The sequence below is a fragment of the Vibrio eleionomae genome, assembly GCF_009874545.1.
Lineage (GTDB): Bacteria > Pseudomonadota > Gammaproteobacteria > Enterobacterales > Vibrionaceae > Vibrio > Vibrio nitrifigilis.
The window spans coordinates 1-19,177 of sequence record NZ_WEKT01000037.1 but is presented as its reverse complement, the minus strand read 5'-3'; the positions used below and the strand labels follow the sequence as shown (position 1 = coordinate 19,177).

12 protein-coding genes are annotated in these 19,177 nt (G+C 43.0%); 6 read left to right on the top strand and 6 right to left on the bottom strand.

From position 1 onward, the window contains the following. Positions 1–613: 613 nt before the first annotated feature. The 3 genes from F9817_RS16580 to nspC all read left to right on the top strand — a co-directional run bounded on the left by F9817_RS16580 (position 614) and on the right by nspC (position 5,990). Positions 614–3,502: a pyridoxal phosphate-dependent class III aminotransferase gene (locus tag F9817_RS16580; protein ID WP_161157275.1), complete on the top strand. Its 2,889-nt coding sequence runs from the start codon at positions 614–616 to the stop codon at positions 3,500–3,502. A gap of 14 nt (positions 3,503–3,516) precedes the next feature. Further along, positions 3,517–4,767, top strand: a complete 1,251-nt coding sequence (locus F9817_RS16575) for a carboxynorspermidine synthase (RefSeq protein ID WP_161157274.1) — start codon at positions 3,517–3,519, stop codon at positions 4,765–4,767. 89 nt (positions 4,768–4,856) lie between these two features. Then, on the top strand, positions 4,857–5,990 hold the full coding sequence (gene nspC, locus F9817_RS16570; RefSeq protein ID WP_161157273.1) for a carboxynorspermidine decarboxylase: 1,134 nt from the start codon (positions 4,857–4,859) through the stop codon (positions 5,988–5,990). A gap of 80 nt (positions 5,991–6,070) precedes the next feature. On the opposite strand, the gene F9817_RS16565 is transcribed toward nspC, so the two are convergent. Beyond that, positions 6,071–7,681 (bottom strand): methyl-accepting chemotaxis protein, encoded by a 1,611-nt coding sequence (locus tag F9817_RS16565; protein WP_161157272.1) that lies wholly within the window; start codon positions 7,679–7,681, stop codon positions 6,071–6,073. Between the two features lie 351 nt (positions 7,682–8,032). Further along, the gene (locus F9817_RS16560; RefSeq protein ID WP_161157271.1) at positions 8,033–8,548 is read right to left on the bottom strand and encodes a glycine cleavage system transcriptional repressor; all 516 of its coding nucleotides are present in this window, start codon (positions 8,546–8,548) and stop codon (positions 8,033–8,035) included. Between the two features lie 533 nt (positions 8,549–9,081). On the opposite strand from F9817_RS16560, the gene F9817_RS16555 reads away from it, so the two are divergent. Together F9817_RS16555 and F9817_RS16550 are read left to right on the top strand one after the other, a co-directional pair. Then, complete coding sequence (locus F9817_RS16555; protein ID WP_161157270.1) at positions 9,082–10,317, top strand: CinA family nicotinamide mononucleotide deamidase-related protein; 1,236 nt, start codon at positions 9,082–9,084, stop codon at positions 10,315–10,317. A 271-nt stretch (positions 10,318–10,588) separates the two neighbouring features. Further along, positions 10,589–10,843 (top strand): 30S ribosomal protein S6 modification protein, encoded by a 255-nt coding sequence (locus F9817_RS16550; RefSeq protein WP_161157269.1) that lies wholly within the window; start codon positions 10,589–10,591, stop codon positions 10,841–10,843. Between the two features lie 88 nt (positions 10,844–10,931). On the opposite strand, the gene yfaE is transcribed toward F9817_RS16550, so the two are convergent. The 4 genes from yfaE to ubiG form a co-directional block, all read right to left on the bottom strand. Next, positions 10,932–11,210: a class I ribonucleotide reductase maintenance protein YfaE gene (gene yfaE / locus F9817_RS16545; protein WP_161157268.1), complete on the bottom strand. Its 279-nt coding sequence runs from the start codon at positions 11,208–11,210 to the stop codon at positions 10,932–10,934. Then, on the bottom strand, positions 11,210–12,343 hold the full coding sequence (gene nrdB / locus F9817_RS16540) for a class Ia ribonucleoside-diphosphate reductase subunit beta (RefSeq protein ID WP_161157267.1): 1,134 nt from the start codon (positions 12,341–12,343) through the stop codon (positions 11,210–11,212). Before nrdB ends, yfaE begins: the two co-directional genes overlap by 1 nt. 121 nt (positions 12,344–12,464) lie before the next feature. Beyond that, entirely contained in the window at positions 12,465–14,750 is a 2,286-nt protein-coding gene (gene nrdA, locus F9817_RS16535) for a class 1a ribonucleoside-diphosphate reductase subunit alpha (protein WP_161157266.1), read from the bottom strand. Positions 14,751–15,197: 447 nt separating this feature from the next. Then, positions 15,198–15,905, bottom strand: coding sequence for a bifunctional 2-polyprenyl-6-hydroxyphenol methylase/3-demethylubiquinol 3-O-methyltransferase UbiG (ubiG, locus tag F9817_RS16530; protein WP_161157265.1), 708 nt, complete (start codon positions 15,903–15,905; stop codon positions 15,198–15,200). A gap of 371 nt (positions 15,906–16,276) precedes the next feature. On the opposite strand from ubiG, the gene gyrA reads away from it, so the two are divergent. Then, complete coding sequence (gene gyrA, locus F9817_RS16525) at positions 16,277–18,931, top strand: DNA topoisomerase (ATP-hydrolyzing) subunit A (RefSeq protein ID WP_161157264.1); 2,655 nt, start codon at positions 16,277–16,279, stop codon at positions 18,929–18,931. Positions 18,932–19,177 lie beyond the last annotated feature (246 nt).

Below are 19,177 nucleotides of genomic sequence, written 5' to 3'. Positions count from 1 at the left end.
TGCATCTAACCATAAAGAATTAATTTAGAATTACATGTCAACAAACTAATTAAATACAACATATAGTACCAAATTTATAAATTTGGAAGTAAATATACAACATGTTGCAAATAAGACTATCTAACACGTCTTTTGATCTTGGTCCCAAAATAAAATCCTCTCATTATGGTCAATTGTCATCGAAAAGTGATTGCGCCGGTGGATCTTTTTATGTTAATTTCCGCAACAATCTCGGACGTTGTTTCTGGGGGATACGCGTAGTGACCATCAGGCTGATTGGGACACTGCGTAGGGTAGGTACTGATAAATCCTTTTATTAGTAGACGGGATACTCTTGCTGCGGATACAGCAAACGAATGGGAAACCCAACATTGAACTCACGTAACTTGCACACATTAATCAGCTTTGTACTTCCTCTATGTCCAGTCTTAGAAGACCGGAGCATAACAGAACCTTGATTTTCTGAAGTTAATTCTTGTGGCCTTGTCTGCCACATTGCAGCTGTTGTACCACTTTTGTTTTTACATTAGTGGATTGTTTGCTATTTGTCCGTCTCCTCAAACCGCGTGGGTGGGGGAGTGAACTAAAATTTTGTATTCAAGGTGATGATAAAATGAGTACAGCCTTTGAAGTCGAAAACACTATCTCGACTATTTTTTCTAATGAGGTACCTGTTGTTGAAGGTATCTATGATCTTACACCAGACCAAGTTTTGCTTGACCAAGCAGAAAATGAATCCGCAGTTCGTTCATACCCACGTCGCTTACCAATTGCAATCAAGCAAGCTCATGGCTGCTTGGTTGAGGATACTCGTGGTCAACTGTTTCTAGACTGTTTAGCTGGCGCTGGTACGTTAGCTTTGGGTTATAACCATCCAGAAATTAATCAGGCGTTGAAAGATCAGTTGGATGCGGGATTGCCATATCAAACTCTCGATATCGCAACAAAAGCAAAAACAAACTACATCAAAGCTGTGAAAGGTTTCTTACCATCAGAGCTTGGTGATAACTGCGTGATTCAGTTCTGTGGTCCTTCTGGTGCTGACTGTGTGGAAGCGGCGATCAAACTTGCCAAGCAGACCACCGGTCGTAACACAATGTTTGCTTTTCGCGGTGCATACCACGGTATGACGAACGGCACGATGGGCATGATGGGCAACTTAGGTACCAAAGCGCGCCGTACTGGTTTGATGTCTGACGTACACTTTATGCCATTCCCATACGATATTCGTTGTCCGTTTGGTCTTGGTGGTGATGAAGGTGCCAAAGCGGGCATTCGTTACATTGAACGTCTGTTGAATGACGATGAAGCAGGTATGGCGAAGCCAGCGGCGATCATTGTTGAACCAGTGCAAGGTGAAGGTGGTGTGATTCCTGCTCCTGCGTTCTGGCTTCGTGAATTGCGCCGCATCTGTGATGAGCACGGCATCTTGCTAATTTTCGATGAAATTCAGTGCGGCGTAGGTAAAACTGGCTATAACTTCGCGTTTGAAGAAGCGGGTATTGTGCCTGACGTACTGTGTTTATCAAAAGCGATTGGCGGTGGTATGCCAATGTCCCTTTTGGTCATCAACAAGAACTGCGATACATGGAAGCCAGGTGAACACTCAGGTACTTTCCGTGGTAACCAATTGGCGATGATCTCAGGTGCCAAAGCGCTTGAAATCATTCAACGTGATAAATTGGTTGAGCACGCCAATATTGCCGGCCAATATTTACGCATGGGTCTGGAAAAAATTGCGACTCGCGTGAACTGTATTGCCGACGTGCGCGGTAAAGGTTTAATGCTGGGTGTTGAAATCAAAGACCCAAGTGGTGCGTTAAATAAATTTGGTGAACCGCAAGCCGATTCTAAGTTAACGCTCGCGATTCAACACGCGGCATTGGAACGTGGCTTGATTGTTGAAAAAGGTGGCCGCGAAGGAGCAGTAATTCGTTTCCTATCTCCAATTATTATTTCATTTGAACAGCTTGATTTTGCTTTGCGTGTATTTGAACAAGCAATCATTGCTGCTGGTGGTGGTCAACGCGCTGAAGAAGATGCGCAGAATGATGAGTGGAAACAACACTTCATTCATACCGGTGCATTGGGTGCAAAAGATTTCGCTCGTGCGATGAACCAAACAACGGAAGCTTTGCGTGAAGTTTTTGAAGAAGTTGGTGCGCCTTATTCAGGTTTGAACCCAGAGCAGCTAGAACAAGCGATTAATGCCGTTGATTTGGATAACAAACACGCGTCGTTGCAAGATGTGATTGAAGAAACCGCGGAATTGGTGGGTAAAAATTCCATCATTGTTCAGCACCCTCATACTATTGCGCACTTGCATACGCCACCATTAATGCCATCTGTGGTTGCTGAAGCAATGATTGGTGCATTAAACCAATCCATGGATTCTTGGGATCAAGCCTCAGCTGCAACCTATGTTGAGCAGAAAGTTGTGAACTGGTTATGTGGCAAGTTTGACCTATCTGATAAAGCGGATGGCATCTTTACTAGTGGTGGTACGCAAAGTAACCAAATGGGCTTAATGCTAGCGCGTGATTGGATTGCAGATAAGCTATCCGGTCACTCTATCCAAAAATTTGGCCTACCAGAATACGCTCACAAGTTACGTATCATCTGTTCAGACAAATCTCATTTCACAGTGCAAAAATCTGCTGCGTGGATGGGATTAGGTGAGAAAGCAATTGTTGCCGTTGAAACCCATGAAAACGGTACAATGGATGTGTCTAAACTTGAATCTGTGATTGCAGGGGTTAAAGCAGAAGGTTTAATTCCATTTGCGATTGTGGGTACGGCGGGCACGACCGATCATGGCGCCATCGATGATTTGAACGCGATTGCTGATGTGGCTGCCGCCAATGAGTTGTGGATGCACGTTGACAGCGCTTATGGTGGCGCTCTGATTCTGAGCAGCCATAAAGATCGCCTTGCTGGTATTGAGCGAGCTCAGTCAATCAGCGTTGATTTTCATAAATTGTTTTATCAAACAATTAGTTGTGGTGCATTGTTAGTTAACGATAGTGCTAACTTGAAATACCTACTACACCATGCGGATTACCTAAATCGTGAGCACGATACGTTACCAAATTTGGTCGACAAATCTATCGCGACAACCAAACGTTTTGATGCACTTAAAGTCTTTATGACGATGCAAAGTGTTGGCCCAAAACAGCTTGGTGCTATGTATGACCATCTGTTGGCTCAAACCCAGCAAGTGGCTAATTTGGTTCGCAACAATTCGGCATTTGAACTGTTGGCAGAGCCTGCTTTATCTACGGTATTGTTCCGTGCCGTAAATGTTAACGCCTCAGACTTAGACAAACTAAATCAACAAGTGCGTCTAGAAGCGTTAGTAAAAGGTATCGCTGTGTTAGGCGAAACCGTTGTGAATGGTCAGTCTGCACTGAAGTTCACAATCTTGAACCCATGCTTGAAGATTTCGGATTTCGAATCTCTACTGGCTAACATTGAAACTCTAGCTCAAGAGCTAGCGAACTAAAGGTAATCGTATAAATGTCAATTCTACAGATTGGTGCGGGCGGCGTTGGCTGGGTTGTTGCACACAAAGCAGCTCAGAACAATGACGTGCTGGGTGATATTACCATAGCTTCTCGTTCTATCGGGAAGTGTGAGAAGATCATTGAATCAATTAAAGGTAAAAATAACCTTAAAGATTCGACTAAGAAGTTAGAAGCTCGTGCTCTAGACGCTGATGACATTGATGCACTTGTTGCATTGATTGAAGAAGTGAAACCAGGCTTATTGATTAACGCTGGTCCTCCATGGGTTAACGTTTCTATTATGGAAGCATGCTACCGCACGAAAACTTCTTACTTAGACACATCTGTCGCTGTGGATTTATGTTCTGAGGGTCAACAAGTTCCTGAAGCTTATGACCCTCAATGGGCATTCCGAGAGAAATTTGCCGAAGCTGGCATCACCGGTATTCTAGGCGCTGGTTTCGACCCTGGCGTAGTTAGCGTGTTTGCTGCTTATGCAGTTAAGCACTTATTTGATGAGATCGACACCATCGATGTAATGGATGTAAACGCTGGTGATCATGGTAAAAAGTTTGCGACTAACTTTGACCCTGAAACCAACATGCTAGAAATTCAAGGTGATTCTTTCTACTGGGATAATGAAGCTTGGAAACAAGTACCGTGTCACACCCGTATGATGGAATTTGAATTTCCTAACTGTGGTTCACATAAAGTGTACTCAATGGCGCACGATGAAGTACGTTCACTGCAGGAATTTATTCCAGCAAAACGTATCGAATTCTGGATGGGCTTTGGTGACCGTTATCTGAATTACTTTAATTGTATGCGCGATATCGGCCTTTTAAGTCCTGATCCGTTGACACTCAATGATGGTACTGTGGTACAGCCGCTACACGTACTAAAAGCGTTGCTCCCTGACCCAACTTCGCTTGCACCAGGCTATAAAGGACTGACTTGTATCGGTACTTGGGTTCGCGGTAAGAAAGAGGGTAAAGAACGTAGTGTCTTTATCTACAATAACGCTGATCACGAAGTTGCTTATGCAGACGTTGAGCATCAAGCAATTGCTTACACGACTGGTGTACCTGCAATTACTGCAGCACTTCAATACTTCCGTGGTGAGTGGGCAGATAAAGGTATCTTTAACATTGAACAGCTGAATCCAGACCCGTTCCTAGAAACGATGCCTTCAATCGGTTTAGGCTGGGATGTGTTGGAGTTAGATCCAGCGATTCCACCAGTGATTAACACACTAAACAAGTAATGGATTGCCAGTCATTTTATGACGAGTAATGCGCTCAAACAGCTATAGCTTGCTATGGCTGTTTTTTGCATTTATACCGAGAGATAATCATGCAAAAGAACGAATTGAAAACCCCATATTTCATGATTGACGAAGCCAAGTTAATCAGCAACCTTGAAATCGCGAAACGCTTGAAAGAGCTTTCGGGTGTCAAATTGGTGCTAGCATTGAAATGTTTCTCAACTTGGGGCGTGTTTGACATCATCAAACCATACCTTGATGGTACCACCAGTTCTGGTCCTTACGAGGTTCAGCTTGGTTATGAGACCTTCGGTGGTGAAACACATGCTTACAGTGTGGGTTATAGCGAAGATGACGTAAAAGCTGTCGCCGATATGTGTGACAAAATGATTTTCAACTCACAGTCACAGCTCAAAGCTTATCGACATTTGATTGAAGATAAAGCCTCGATTGGTTTGCGTTTAAATCCAGGCGTGAGTTGCGCAGGTCAAGACTTAGCGGATCCAGCACGTCAATTTTCGCGTTTGGGTGTACAAGCTGACCATATCGATGAGGAAGTCTTTAGCTCTATCGATGGTGTGATGTTCCACATGAACTGTGAGAACAAAAGTGCAGATAACTTTATTACTTTGCTGAACTCGATTTCGGACCGTTTTGGTCGTTATCTTGATAACATGCAGTGGGTGAGTTTAGGTGGTGGAGTATTTTTCACTTGGCCGGGTTATGAAATTGAAAAATTGGCAGCAGCATTAAAAGCATTTTCTGATAAACACGGTGTTCAAGTTTACCTAGAACCAGGTGAAGCGATTATTACTAAAACCACGGATCTTGTGGTGACGGTAGTCGATGTCGTGGAAAACGGTATGAAAACCGCTATTGTCGATTCAGCGACAGAAGCCCACCGTTTAGATACGCTAATTTATAATGAGCCTGCCTCTATTATGGAAGCGGATGAGAACGGTGAACATGAATATGTCATTGGGTCATGTTCTTGTCTAGCGGGCGATCAGTTCTGCGTAGCTAAATTTGCTGAACCACTAGAAATTGGCCAGAAATTACACATCATGGATAGTGCCGGTTATACCATGGTCAAATTGAATTGGTTCAATGGCTTACGTATGCCAACCGTGTATTGTGAGCGCGCAAATGGTGAGCTTCAAAAGCTCAATGAATTTGATTTCCAAGATTTTAAGCGTGCACTTTCGCAATGGTCTGTGCAATAGATAACGAATCAGCGCTATTAAAAAAAGGTCGGCTATAATGCCGACCTTTCTGTTGGCTGCCCATTGGGCAGTGGTTTTACCTAGAGTCTAAAGCGTTTAAGTTCTTCATCTAATTGACGAGAAAGCTCGGCCAATTTTTCACTTTCTTCAGCAAGATAGTTGGCAGCATCAGCCATTTCATAAGCTGATTCATTAATACCGCTGACGTTTTTGTTCATATCTTCTGCTACCACACTTTGCTCTTCAGCTGCCGTCGCAATTTGAGTAGCATTGTCACTGACTTTTTGAATGTGGTTGACGATTTGAGTTAAGTCATTACCTGCATTTTCAGCGCGTTCCACACTGTCGTAGGCCAATTTTTGGCTCGCTTCCATTGAAGCAACGGATGTAACCGCCAATTGCTGCAAGCGATTAATTGTGGTTTGAATTTCATCGGTAGAGTGATGAGTACGGCTAGCCAAATTACGTACCTCTTCAGCCACGACCGCAAACCCTCGGCCTTGTTCTCCCGCACGCGCAGCTTCAATGGCAGCGTTTAACGCCAGCAAGTTAGTTTGCTCAGAGATACCGCTAATAACCGCTGTGACCTCGCTAATTTCCATCACGCCTTCTTTGAGTTTGTTCACGTTGTTGTTCGCGGTTTCCAGTTCATCAGTAAGCGCCTTAATACTATCGACACTGGCGTTCACATCTTTATCACCGGTGCTGGCTTCATGACTGGCTTCTTGGGTATCTTGTGCAGTATCTTCAGCGTGTCGAGCCACTTCTGAAACGGTGGCGCTCATTTCGTTCATTGCCGTTGCAAGGCTATTTAGTTGCGTTTGCTGGCTGCCAACGGCTTGGCTGGTTTCTTCTGCGGAGGACGCAATGCGAATGGCTGCTTCGGCCACTTGATTGGCTGAGTTGACTGAATCAGAGAGAGCACGATGAACCGCTATCATGCTGTCGTTAACACGTTTGCCAAGTATGCCAATTTCATCTTTGCCATCGTAACTGACACGTGCGGTCAAGTCTCCTTTGGCAATGAGTTTCATGGTGTCCATAATGGAGTTGAGAGGGTGTACGATAGAATTACGTACCACAACACCAAGAACGATCATAACGGCAATGACAACTAATGCCGCTATCCCCATGGAAATAAACTGCTTATACACCGCAGATTGAATATCATCAATCATCATGCCAGCGCCAACCACCCATTTCCAAGGGGCAAAACCTTGTACAAAGGAAATTTTATCGCCTACTTCACCCGTGTCAGTTTTCCAGTTGTATTCAATCACTCCGTGCTGACCGCCTTTGGCGGTGTTTACCGCGTCATACCAAATTTTGCTTGATTCATCTGATGGGTTGCTGCCCATCACCTTGCCGACCAAGTTGGGTTGGCTAGGGTGGATAATAATCTTGCGGTCCTCATTCATAACGAACACATAATTATCACCATCAAATCGTAAATGATTGATAAGCTGACCAACCATTCTTTGGGCTTGGTCTTGAGGGTACTCTTGACTGATGTGTTGGATTTGTGAAACGGTGCTTTGTACCACGGCTTTCAACCGAGCTTGACGTTCATATTTGAGGTTATCTTCTAAGGCATTGGCTGCGATTAACAGCAGACAAATAAAGCCAATAATACTTGCAACTATGATTAACGTGAACTTGCGACCCACTTTTATGTTCTTAAGCTGAAACATTACGTATACCACCTAGCGACTAGTACGGTGCCCAATAACACACTATGCAAAACGCAGAAGGGGGCGCTCCAGTCACAATAGGTCGATAGGGTTGGGGGATTTGACTCTATCAAGCGAATTGAGGCTGCTAAACGTCTTAGTTTCTAAATCGTTGGGATAGCATGCCAAAGTAAAGTGTATTTTTGTAGTGAAACTATATGAGTACTCATAAAGTGACATATTAAGGGTGGTCGATAAGGCTAAATTTTCTACTTTAAAAAATCAGAATGTTAACTAGCTCAAGATTTTTTTTACTGCGGATAATAAAAGTGGAGGCTTAATACCTCCACTGATTTATTTCATCAATATTTTTTAGTGGGAATGTACAATGACTTTGGTGTCTTCGTATAAAGATTCTAACTCTTTTGCTAAGTCATCGATTTGTCTTTCGGCGGGTAAGCGCAGCGATATATTGGCGGTAAATAACGAGGACTGAACACCAGAAACGTCAGCAATAAATACGCGGTTACAATCCATATCGAGTAAGCTAATACCCTGTGAGTCGAGGAGGTGAGTAATATCATTAACGATACCTGCTCGGTCGGTGGCATCTAGGCGTAATTTAAAGATGGTCTGTTCATCATGGGGAGCCACATCGGTGTCAACAATACTGACGTTGAGTTCTGGGAAAGATTGGAAAGCGTCTTTTACTATATCAGCTTTATCCATCGGCACCTCTACTTTGATGATACCTGCCACTTGTTGATCGATGAAATTGACTTTACTGATCAGCCATTTGCCCTCGTTTTCGTTAGTAATTGCGGCTAAAGTTTTCAGTGTAGAAGGGGTTGTTTTACCCATAAAACTGATGACGAAATTACGAATCATACTGAGTCTCCAAACTTCTTTTTATACTCAGGTTACAAGTGTATAGATTTGAATAAATTTAGTTATGATTATGTTCAAAAATCTATCACCTGAGGTAAATTGCCCTCTAAAGAGGTAGTAAGCCAATCACGCATCCTTAAACGTTTAAATCCGATGGACGCGTTTTATTCTATCCTAGGATGTGTTACTGATTTTTAATGTAGCATCACTATGTTTTCAAATCATTGTCTTGCCCTAAGAGTGAAACGATTCTCACTGAAATAGCATCTTGAGCTTACTTGGGTATAAGATATTAAAAATACAGTTGATTTTTGCTAATGGGCACAAGTAGAGTATCAAATATATACCCAGCGATAACTGGGCTATATGATGTCCCGGTTGTAAGACATAATCACTGATTTACATGGCCGATACTTAGACTCGAAATTCTGCCTCTCGTGCTATTTTAGGTATATTCTTTAGGAGTTTTCTGTCACCTTTGTATTGTAAGCAACCGTTGGGCAGTCGGAATGAAAAGAACAGGTAGGTAAGAAATGCTAAAAATAGCGATGTTGAGTACCGGGGAAGAAGTTCTACATGGCGATATCGTCGATACCAACGCAGCATGGTTAGGGCGTGAGTTTTTTGAACACGGTTTCCCGCTAGCCAAACGTTCGACTGTTGGAGACACTAAAGCTGCATTAGTAGAAGAATTAATGATGCTTAGCTTTAATACCGATGTGGTCATCGTGAATGGTGGGTTAGGGCCTACTACTGATGACTTAAGTGCAGAAGCCGCCGCTGAAGTTTCTGAACAAGAATTAATTTTGTTTCCTGAATGGGTGACCCAGATGGAAGCATTTTTCGCTACTCGCCAGCGCCAGATGCCGCAAAACAATATAAAGCAGGCCATGCTTCCCGCTAAGTCTATTATCATTGATAATCCCATCGGTACCGCTTGCGGGTTTAAATTGCAAATCAATGACTGTTGGTTTTATTTCACACCGGGCGTACCAAGCGAGTTTAAGCGAATGGTAAAAGAGCAAATTGTGCCAGATCTGCGCAAGAGCTATCCCGAGCAGGCTGGTTTAGAATGCAGCTATTTTTATACATTCGGTTCCTCAGAGTCTGGCATTGGTGAGAAGTTGGATAAGCTGCAGTTACCTGAAGGGTATTCATTGGGTTATCGTTCATATTTACCGTTTATCGAAGTGAAGTTGTTTGGCCCTAAAAGGGATACTGAGAAACGGATGAAACTCTCGAGTATGATATATCAACATCTAGAGCGTTATATTGTCAGTATTGATGAACCTATGCTTGATCACCTAGGACATTTACTTGAAGACAAAGGACAAAGCCTATCAATTGCGGAGCAATCGACCAAAGGCTGGTTATCGCACTGGTTGCTGAGCAATGTGGACGTCGCTCAGCGCTGTGGACACAGTTGGGTGCTCAGTCCTAAAGTCGCCGCCGATTTAGGTGTGCAAGATCCATTAGCGTCGATTTTCGCTCTAGCCGGGGCAACGAAAGAGAAATGTAACACTGACCTTTCTCTTGTTACTGGACCAATTAAAGATGGGGAATTTACCGTTGCACTCTCGGCGCCAGAAGGGGAATGGGGACAAATTTTCCGTTTTACTCGGCAGTATACCATTGAGGATCAAAAACAGATTATTGGCACGTTAGCAGCAGATATTTTACGTCGTTATCTATCAGGTAAACCCGTCTTCACTGAATATGGGGCAACGTTAAAAGTGAAAGAACTGTTTATCCCAACCAGTGCTCTGTAATAATTTCCCCTTTTATACAGCGTGGTGATGATCTCGCTTCATTACGCTGTATTTTTTGGTCGTACCAAAACAGATCCTCTTTCCTAACTCTATGATGGCTAGACTTATTCTGCGGTAAGGGAAAATGCTATTACATATGCTCAAATTATCTAACGTGTAACCATCTGATTTAGAAAGTACGGGGGAAAAAACACCAAAATTGCGCTTTTTTTGATCGATTTTACCAGTACACTGAAAGCTCCCATTGAGGATATTTCGGCAGGAGGCTGGTATGTTTAACCAATCTAAATTATTGGTTTGGTATGAAGTATCGAGTCAAAAAGTGATACTAGGAGAGGCACTTAGCAGTGGTGCTTATGACATTGCTTCTCTTTGGCGTCACGTCCCAACTGATCAGGAAGACAAGAGTCATTTAGGTTACCGTCTCTCTCTTTTCGATGCAGATGGTCGAGAGGTAGCGGCTAAGCCTATCTCTGTTGGACTTGTAGATGAAATTCTATCCGGAATGACAAAAGCCAGAGCGTAGCTCTGGCTTTTTTATCTGTTCTCCCAGTCTTCATCGGATGAAAACTAGGAGCGTAACACCGGTTCAGAATTGTTACTAAAACGCGCCATTAGGCGCGTTTTGCTTTAGGTTGGTAATGAACTTCTTCAATTTCCAACGCTGTTTTTGCTTTACAGATACACGGTAAGATTTCGTCTGGCTGAGTGAATGCCATGGCAAAACCAACATACTCGACAGACCCAGCTTTGAGTTTGCAGCGACATGCGCCACAATGACCATCACGACAATTATATTCTGGTTCTAGGCCTGCTTTTTCCATCGTCTCTAACAAAGTATCAGAGGCGTTTGATTCGATGGTCACTTGATTGTTGATTTTGACAGAAGCCATTACAGTTCAAAGCCCTCAAAATCATCAGAGCTAACTTGGTTATCAATTTGACCAACAAGATAAGAACTGATTTCAGCTTCTTGTGGGGCAACTTGAACGTTATCTGAAGACAACCAAGCATTGATCCATGGAATAGGGTTGGTATCAGCACCTGGGTACGCAGGTTCAAGACCTACTGCTTGCATACGGATATTGGTAATGTATTCCACATATTGGCTTAGGATATCTTTGTTAAGGCCAATCATTGAACCATCTTTGAATAGGTATTCTGCCCATTCTTTCTCTTGTTCCGCGGCATCTTTGAATAGATCAAAACAGTCTTGTTTTGCTTCTTCTGCGATTTGAATAAATGAAAAATCATCCATACCATTGCGTAGTAGGTTCAGCATATGCTGGGTACCTGTTAGGTGCAACGCTTCATCGCGAGCGATCAATTTGATGATTTTAGCATTACCTTCCATGAGCTCACGCTCAGCAAACGCGAATGAACACGCGAAACTCACGTAGAAACGAATCGCTTCAAGTGCGTTCACTGACATCAAACATAGGTAAAGCTGTTTTTTCAACTCGTGAAGCTTAACCTCAACTTTCTCACCATTTAGCTCATGTACACCCTCGCCAAAGCGGTGGTAGTCATTAGTCAACTGAATCAGTTTGTCGTAGTACGTTGAGATGTCTTTCGCGCGTTTAATGATGTGTTCATTTTCAACGATATCATCAAAAACAACCGCTGGATCGTTAACGATATTACGGATGATATGAGTGTAAGAACGTGAGTGAATAGTCTCAGAGAAAGACCATGTTTCAATCCAAGTCTCTAGTTCAGGTAGAGAGACCAGCGGTAATAGTGCGACGTTTGGGCTACGACCTTGAATCGAATCAAGCAGTGTTTGATATTTCAAATTCGAGATGAAGATGTGTTTTTCATGCTCTGGTAGTTTTGCGTAGTCAATACGATCAGAAGAAACATCGACTTCTTCTGGACGCCAGAAGAAAGAGAGTTGCTTCTCAATAAGTTTTTCAAAAATTTCGTATTTTTGTTGGTCGTAACGCGCTACGTTCACCGGCTGACCGAGGAACATAGGCTCTTTTAACTGGTCGTTTTTATTTTGTGTAAAAGTACTATAAGCCATATCACTTTCATCCGTTTTGTTCCCTCCGAGGGGAGGAACGTTCAATTAATGAGTCAGCCTTAATAGAATACGTTGCGGCATAAGCCGCAACGAATAATTAAGGGAAGAGGCGATGTCTCGCTTAGATCTTACAAGCGCCGCCTGCACAATCATCATCTTGAGCTTGTACCACTGTACCGCTCTGCTCATCCTTTGCACCATCACGAGTATTGTGGTAGTACAAGGTTTTTACACCAAATTTATAGGCTGTCAGCAGATCTTTTAGTAGTTGTTTCATCGGAACCTTGCCAGATTCATATTGGCTTGGGTCGTAGTTAGTGTTTGATGAAATAGCTTGGTCAACAAACTTCTGCATAACGCCAACTAGGTGTAGGTAACCGTCGTTGCCATTAATATTCCACAGCAGTTCATAGTTGTCTTTGTACTTAGTGTACTCAGGCACTACTTGTTTCAAAATACCGTCTTTCGATGCTTTGACTGAAACGTAACCACGTGGCGGCTCAATACCGTTGGTGGCATTTGAAATTTGCGATGATGTTTCTGAAGGCATCAATGCCGTCAACGTCGAGTTACGTAGACCGTGTTCCATGATTTCTGCACGCAATGCATCCCAATCGTAATGAAGCGGCTCTTCACAGATAATATCTACATCTTTTTTATACGTATCGATAGGCATTAGGCCTTTCGCATAGTTGGTTTCATCAAACAGTGGGCAACGTCCACGCTCTTTTGCCAATTCAAGAGAAGCTTTCAGTAAGTAGTACTGCATCGCTTCAAATGTGCGGTGAGTGAGGCCGACTGCGCTGTCGTCTGAGTAACGAACACCATTTTTCGCTAAGTAGTATGCGTAGTTGATCACGCCCACACCAAGAGTGCGGCGGTTCATTGATGATTTACGCGCAGCTGGCAGTGGATAATCTTGGTAATCAAGCAGGGCATCGAGAGCGCGAACAACCAACTCTGACAGTTCTTCAAAATCATCCAGTGATTTGATCTCGCCCAAGTTGAATGCAGACAGAGTACATAGGGCGATTTCGCCTTCATCATCTTCTACATTGGCTAGTGGTTTAGTTGGTAGTGCGATTTCAAGACATAAGTTCGATTGACGTACAGGCGCGACTTTCTCATCAAACGGGCTATGTGTATTACAGTGATCGACGTTTTGAATGTAAATACGGCCAGTAGACGCACGTTCTTGCATTAGAAGTGAAAACAGTTCAACAGCTTTGACAGTGGTTTTCTTAATGCTCGCATCGTTTTCGTATTTAACGTATAGACGTTCAAACTCATCTTGGTCTTCAAAGAATGCATCGTACAACCCTGGAACGTCAGAAGGAGAGAATAGGGTGATATTGCCACCTTCAACCAAGCGTTGATACATCAATTTGTTTAATTGAACACCATAGTCCATGTGACGAACACGGTTTTCTTCAACACCGCGGTTGTTCTTCAGTACGAGGAGTGATTGAGCTTCGCCATGCCAAAGTGGGTAGAACACAGTCGCAGCTCCACCACGTACACCACCTTGCGAACAACATTTTACTGCTGTTTGGAAGTATTTGTAGAATGGGATACAGCCAGTGTGGAATGCTTCACCACCGCGAATCTCTGAACCGAGTGCGCGAATACGACCAGCGTTAATACCAATGCCAGCGCGTTGCGATACGTAACGAACGATAGAGCTTGCTGTTGCGTTGATTGAGTTGAGGCTGTCGCCACATTCGATAAGCACGCAAGAGCTAAATTGACGAGTTGGTGTGCGTACCCCCGCCATAATTGGCGTAGGTAAAGAAATCTTAAATGTCGATGTCGCGTCGTAAAAACGTTTGATGTAGTCCAAACGTGTTTCTTTGGGATAGTTGGCGAACAGACAAGCGGCGACTAAAATGTATAAGAACTGTGCACTTTCGTAGATTTGACCTGTTACACGGTTCTGAACGAAATATTTACCTTCTAGCTGTTTAACAGCAGCATAAGAGAAGTTCAGATCGCGACGGTGATCAATAAAGCTATCAAGTTGCTCTAGTTCTGCACGAGTGTAGTCTGAAAGTAGGTGACGGTCGTATTTGCCTTTTTCAACCATATTTGAAACATGGTCAAACAACGTCGGTGGCTCATATTGGCCATACGCCTTTTTACGAAGATGGAAAATAGCAAGACGCGCAGCCAGGTATTGATAATCTGGTGTCTCTTCAGAGATAAGGTCGGCGGCGGACTTGATGATGGTTTCGTGAATGTCAGATGTCGTGATGCCTTCATAGAACTGGATGTGAGCGCGTAGTTCTACTTGTGAAACAGATACGTTATCTAAACCTTCAGCCGCCCATGTGATTACGCGGTGAATTTTGTCTAAATTGATCTTTTCTTTACGGCCATCACGCTTAGTGACAGTAAGTTCTTGGTTCATTCTGCTTTATTTCCCTAACAAAACTGATAAAAGCGGCATTTTGTGTAGTTGTTGTCAATATTTTGCGAACTTTTCTCAAAAAGCAAACCCTATAGATAATGGGTCAAAACACTATATATAGGGGTCTGTGTCGTTTCGCATTACAAGATAGTGCCATCAGAGGGCTATTGCAAGTGAGAGATTCTGGACAGTTTGTGGATAACTTACAAAACTAAAAAAAACAGTTAGTGTCTACTTACTGATGATCTAAGAGCAGGATTGAAGTGAAAAAAAACCATTTCTCAGATTGTTTTATAGATAACCAGGATCAAAAAAAAACTTCTTGATCTTTGCCCGAAAATGACCTTCAAAAAGGCACTGTACAAAGTGGAATCAAGCGCACAAAAACCGTTCAAAGTACGGTAAATATTTACACATACGAACGTTCTTGCACGATCAATATCCAGATTAGAATAATTGCGTGTGAACGATGTAATTCACATCAACATTTCGACCAAGGCGATAGGTGTCAGTTAACGGATTATAAAGTAATCCTGTGATACCCATTTCTTGCAAAGGAGTGTGGTCAATCATCTTCATCATTTCTGATGGACGAATGAATTTATCATGGTCATGGGTGTTTTCAGGCACAATTTTCAGTAGCTTTTCAGCCCCAACAATCGCAAACAAGTAGGATTTGAAATTACGATTCAAGGTTGAGAAAAAGACATGACCGTTTGGTTTTACAAGTTTTGCACAGGCATCAATCACTGATTGAGGATCGGGCACGTGCTCCAACATCTCCATGCAAGTAACAACATCATAGTGCTGGGGATGTTGCTGTGCATGATCTTCAATTGTACTTTGAATGTAGTTGAGTTTAGTGCCAGTTTCTAGCGCGTGTAGACGTGCGACTTCAAGTGGCTCTTTACCCATATCAAGGCCAGTCACGTTAGCACCTTCGCGTGCCATGCTCTCAGCTAAAATACCGCCGCCACAACCAACGTCTAATACGGTTTTGCCAAATAGACCATCTGCTTTGTCCAATACATAGTTAAGACGCAGAGGGTTAATTTGATGAAGAGGTTTGAATTCACCTTCTAGGTCCCACCAGCGTGAGGCCATATCTTCAAATTTTTGTATTTCGTTCGGGTCGACGTTTTGTGTTTGAGCCATAATTATTTGCCTATGATACTCATCATTAACCAATTAAATTGTGGATGCATTATAACCCTGCATCAGAAGTTCACCAGTGCTTATCCTTGAATCTGGTCCGGGTGATGTTTTTTTGAGCGCTTATTTAAGCAAAACGTCAAGAATGTATAATTTGTCGTCAAGTGAATCTCAACGGAGGTCACAACATAATAAAAGGACAAGGAAAGTGATGCCTACACCCAGAAATTTGTGTTATATTTTTTCACCTTATATGTATCAATTATATCTAGAAAACCGCACTGCTCATTTTTTGTGGTAAAAATACCACTAATAAAATGACATGTTGTTCTTACTTAGATATACCGATCAAACTATAGAGGGATAATGGCTCTATGAGCGATCTAGCTAAAGAGATCACGCCCGTTAACATTGAAGATGAGCTTCGTGGTTCGTACCTAGACTATGCGATGTCAGTTATCGTTGGTCGTGCTCTTCCTGATGTGCGTGATGGCCTAAAACCGGTTCACCGTCGTGTTTTGTTCGCGATGGATGTTCTGGGTAATGACTGGAATAAGCCTTATAAAAAATCTGCCCGTGTCGTGGGTGACGTAATAGGTAAATATCACCCGCATGGTGATACTGCTGTATACGACACTATTGTTCGTATGGCACAGCCTTTCTCACTGCGTTACATGCTGGTTGATGGTCAAGGGAACTTTGGTTCGATCGACGGCGACTCCGCAGCAGCAATGCGTTATACCGAAGTACGTATGGCGAAAATTGCGCACGAGTTGCTGGCTGACCTAGACAAAGAAACCGTCGATTTTGTTGATAACTACGACGGTACAGAACAAATTCCTGCTGTTCTACCAACAAAAATTCCTAACCTGCTGGTTAACGGTGCCTCTGGTATCGCGGTAGGTATGGCAACAAATATTCCACCACACAACTTGACCGAAGTGATCAATGGTTGTTTGGCTTACATCGAAAATGAAGAGATCACGATCGATGAGCTAATGGAATACATCCCAGGACCTGATTTCCCAACAGCGGCGATCATTAGTGGTCGCAAAGGGATTGTTGACGCATACAAAACAGGGCGCGGTAAAATATACATGCGTTCTAAAGCGGATATCGAACAAGATAAAAATGGTCGTGAAACCATTATTGTTTCGGAAATCCCTTATCAGGTGAACAAAGCTCGTCTGATCGAAAAAATTGCAGAATTAGTAAAAGATAAAAAAGTAGAAGGCATCAGTGCGCTACGTGATGAGTCTGATAAAGACGGTATGCGTATTGTTATCGAGTGTAAACGCGATGCAGTTGGTGAAGTGGTTTTAAACAACCTTTATACCAATACTCAGCTACAAACTACTTTCGGTATCAACATGGTAGCGCTAAACGAAGGCCAACCTCAGTTGTTCAACCTGAAAGATATGCTGAAGTGCTTCGTTAACCACCGCCGTGAAGTGGTGACTCGTCGTACCATCTATGAATTGCGCAAAGCGCGTGACCGTGCTCATATCCTTGAAGGTTTGGCTCTGGCTCTTGCAAACATCGATGAAGTCATTGAACTGATTCGTAAAGCACCAACACCAGCAGAAGCGAAAGAAGGCTTAATTGCACGTGGTTGGGAACTGGGTCATGTTGCAGCGATGCTGGAACGTGCCGGTGATGATTCAGATGCTGCTCGTCCAGAATGGCTTGAACCAGAATATGGTATTCGCGACGGTCTTTACTACTTAACTGAACAACAAGCTCAAGCAATCCTTGATTTGCGTCTACACCGTTTAACTGGTCTAGAACATGAAAAAATCTTGGATGAATATAAAGGTCTTCTTGATCAAATCGCTGAATATCTATTGATTCTTTCAAGCACAACTCGTTTGATGGAAGTGATTCGCGAAGAACTTGAAATTGTTCGTGATAGCTTTGGTGATGCGCGCCGTACTGAAATCACTGCAGCGAGCCATGACATCGACCTAGAAGAGCTGATTGCTCGTGAAGATGTAGTAGTGACACTGTCACACGAAGGTTACGTTAAGTACCAACTGCTAAGTGATTACGAAGCGCAACGTCGTGGTGGTCGTGGTAAGAGTGCAACGCGCATGAAAGATGAAGACTTCATCGATCGTCTGCTGGTGGCAAATACTCACGATAACATTCTGTGCTTCTCTACTCGTGGTAAAGCATATCGCTTGAAAGTTTATCAATTGCCGCATGCAACACGTACCGCTCGTGGTAAGCCAATTGTTAATATTTTGCCTCTTGAAGCAGGTGAGCGTATTTCTGCGATTCTTCCAGTGAGTGAATACACAGAAGATAGTTATATTTTCATGGCGACTGGCGACGGTACTGTGAAAAAAACTACGCTTTCTCAGTTCGCTAATGTTCGTGCTAACGGTCTAATCGCTGTTAACCTGCGTGACGATGACTCGTTGATTGGTGTTAATATCACTAACGGCGAAAACGATATCATGCTGTTCTCGAAATTCGGTAAAGTAGTACGCTTTAAAGAAGATCAAGTTCGTGCAATGGGTCGTACTGCATCTGGTGTACGTGGTATGAAGCTCGCTGATGGTGACCAAGTGGTATCACTCATCGTACCGAAGACTGATGGTGATGTACTAACTGTGACTGAAAATGGTTACGGTAAACGTACAGAGCTAGAACAATATCCAGCGAAGAGTCGTGCGACTCAGGGTGTTGTTTCGATCAAAGTCTCTGAGCGTAACGGATCCGTTGTGGGTGCGATCCAAGCAGACGAAGCTGACGAATTCATGATGATCACTAACGCGGGTACGCTGGTTCGTACACGTGTGTCTGAAGTGAGCCAAGTCGGTCGTAACACCCAAGGTGTCACACTGATTCGTACATCTGAAGGCGAACAAGTGGTTGCTTTGCAGCGCATCGAAGAAATTGAAGAGTTAGAAGAAGTAGAAGAAATTGTGGACGGAGAAGAACAAGTTGTTGATTCTCAAGAAACTACAGATTCTGCTGCACCTGAAGAAGGTGATGACTCTGATGCAGAAGACGAGCAAGAATAGCATTAAACCTCTTTCCATTATTTTGGTTAGATAACTTTTCTTGCCTAAGAAATATAAAAGCCGGATTTAAAAATCCGGCTTTTTAATGCGCGTTAAATAACCTATAGATGCTGTTTTTCTTTTATCAAGAATAGAGAAATTATCGGGATCAAATAAAGGATCTTTTAATGATCATGCGAATATAATGTGATCATACATTTTGATCATTAATTAATTGCTCGGTTGTTTTGGTTGTTTGTTTGATAG

Excerpts from the sequence above, each read along its gene's own strand:
- F9817_RS16555 (WP_161157270.1), top strand. The coding sequence starts at position 9,082 with ATGCTAAAAATAGCGATGTTGAGTACCGGGGAAGAAGTTCTACATGGC.
- F9817_RS16550 (WP_161157269.1), top strand. The coding sequence starts at position 10,589 with ATGTTTAACCAATCTAAATTATTGGTTTGGTATGAAGTATCGAGTCAA.
- nspC (WP_161157273.1), top strand. The coding sequence starts at position 4,857 with ATGCAAAAGAACGAATTGAAAACCCCATATTTCATGATTGACGAAGCC.
- F9817_RS16565 (WP_161157272.1), bottom strand. The coding sequence starts at position 7,681 with ATGTTTCAGCTTAAGAACATAAAAGTGGGTCGCAAGTTCACGTTAATC.
- nrdA (WP_161157266.1), bottom strand. The coding sequence starts at position 14,750 with ATGAACCAAGAACTTACTGTCACTAAGCGTGATGGCCGTAAAGAAAAG.
- F9817_RS16560 (WP_161157271.1), bottom strand. The coding sequence starts at position 8,548 with ATGATTCGTAATTTCGTCATCAGTTTTATGGGTAAAACAACCCCTTCT.
- gyrA (WP_161157264.1), top strand. The coding sequence starts at position 16,277 with ATGAGCGATCTAGCTAAAGAGATCACGCCCGTTAACATTGAAGATGAG.
- F9817_RS16580 (WP_161157275.1), top strand. The coding sequence starts at position 614 with ATGAGTACAGCCTTTGAAGTCGAAAACACTATCTCGACTATTTTTTCT.
- yfaE (WP_161157268.1), bottom strand. The coding sequence starts at position 11,210 with ATGGCTTCTGTCAAAATCAACAATCAAGTGACCATCGAATCAAACGCC.
- F9817_RS16575 (WP_161157274.1), top strand. The coding sequence starts at position 3,517 with ATGTCAATTCTACAGATTGGTGCGGGCGGCGTTGGCTGGGTTGTTGCA.
- ubiG (WP_161157265.1), bottom strand. The coding sequence starts at position 15,905 with ATGGCTCAAACACAAAACGTCGACCCGAACGAAATACAAAAATTTGAA.
- nrdB (WP_161157267.1), bottom strand. The coding sequence starts at position 12,343 with ATGGCTTATAGTACTTTTACACAAAATAAAAACGACCAGTTAAAAGAG.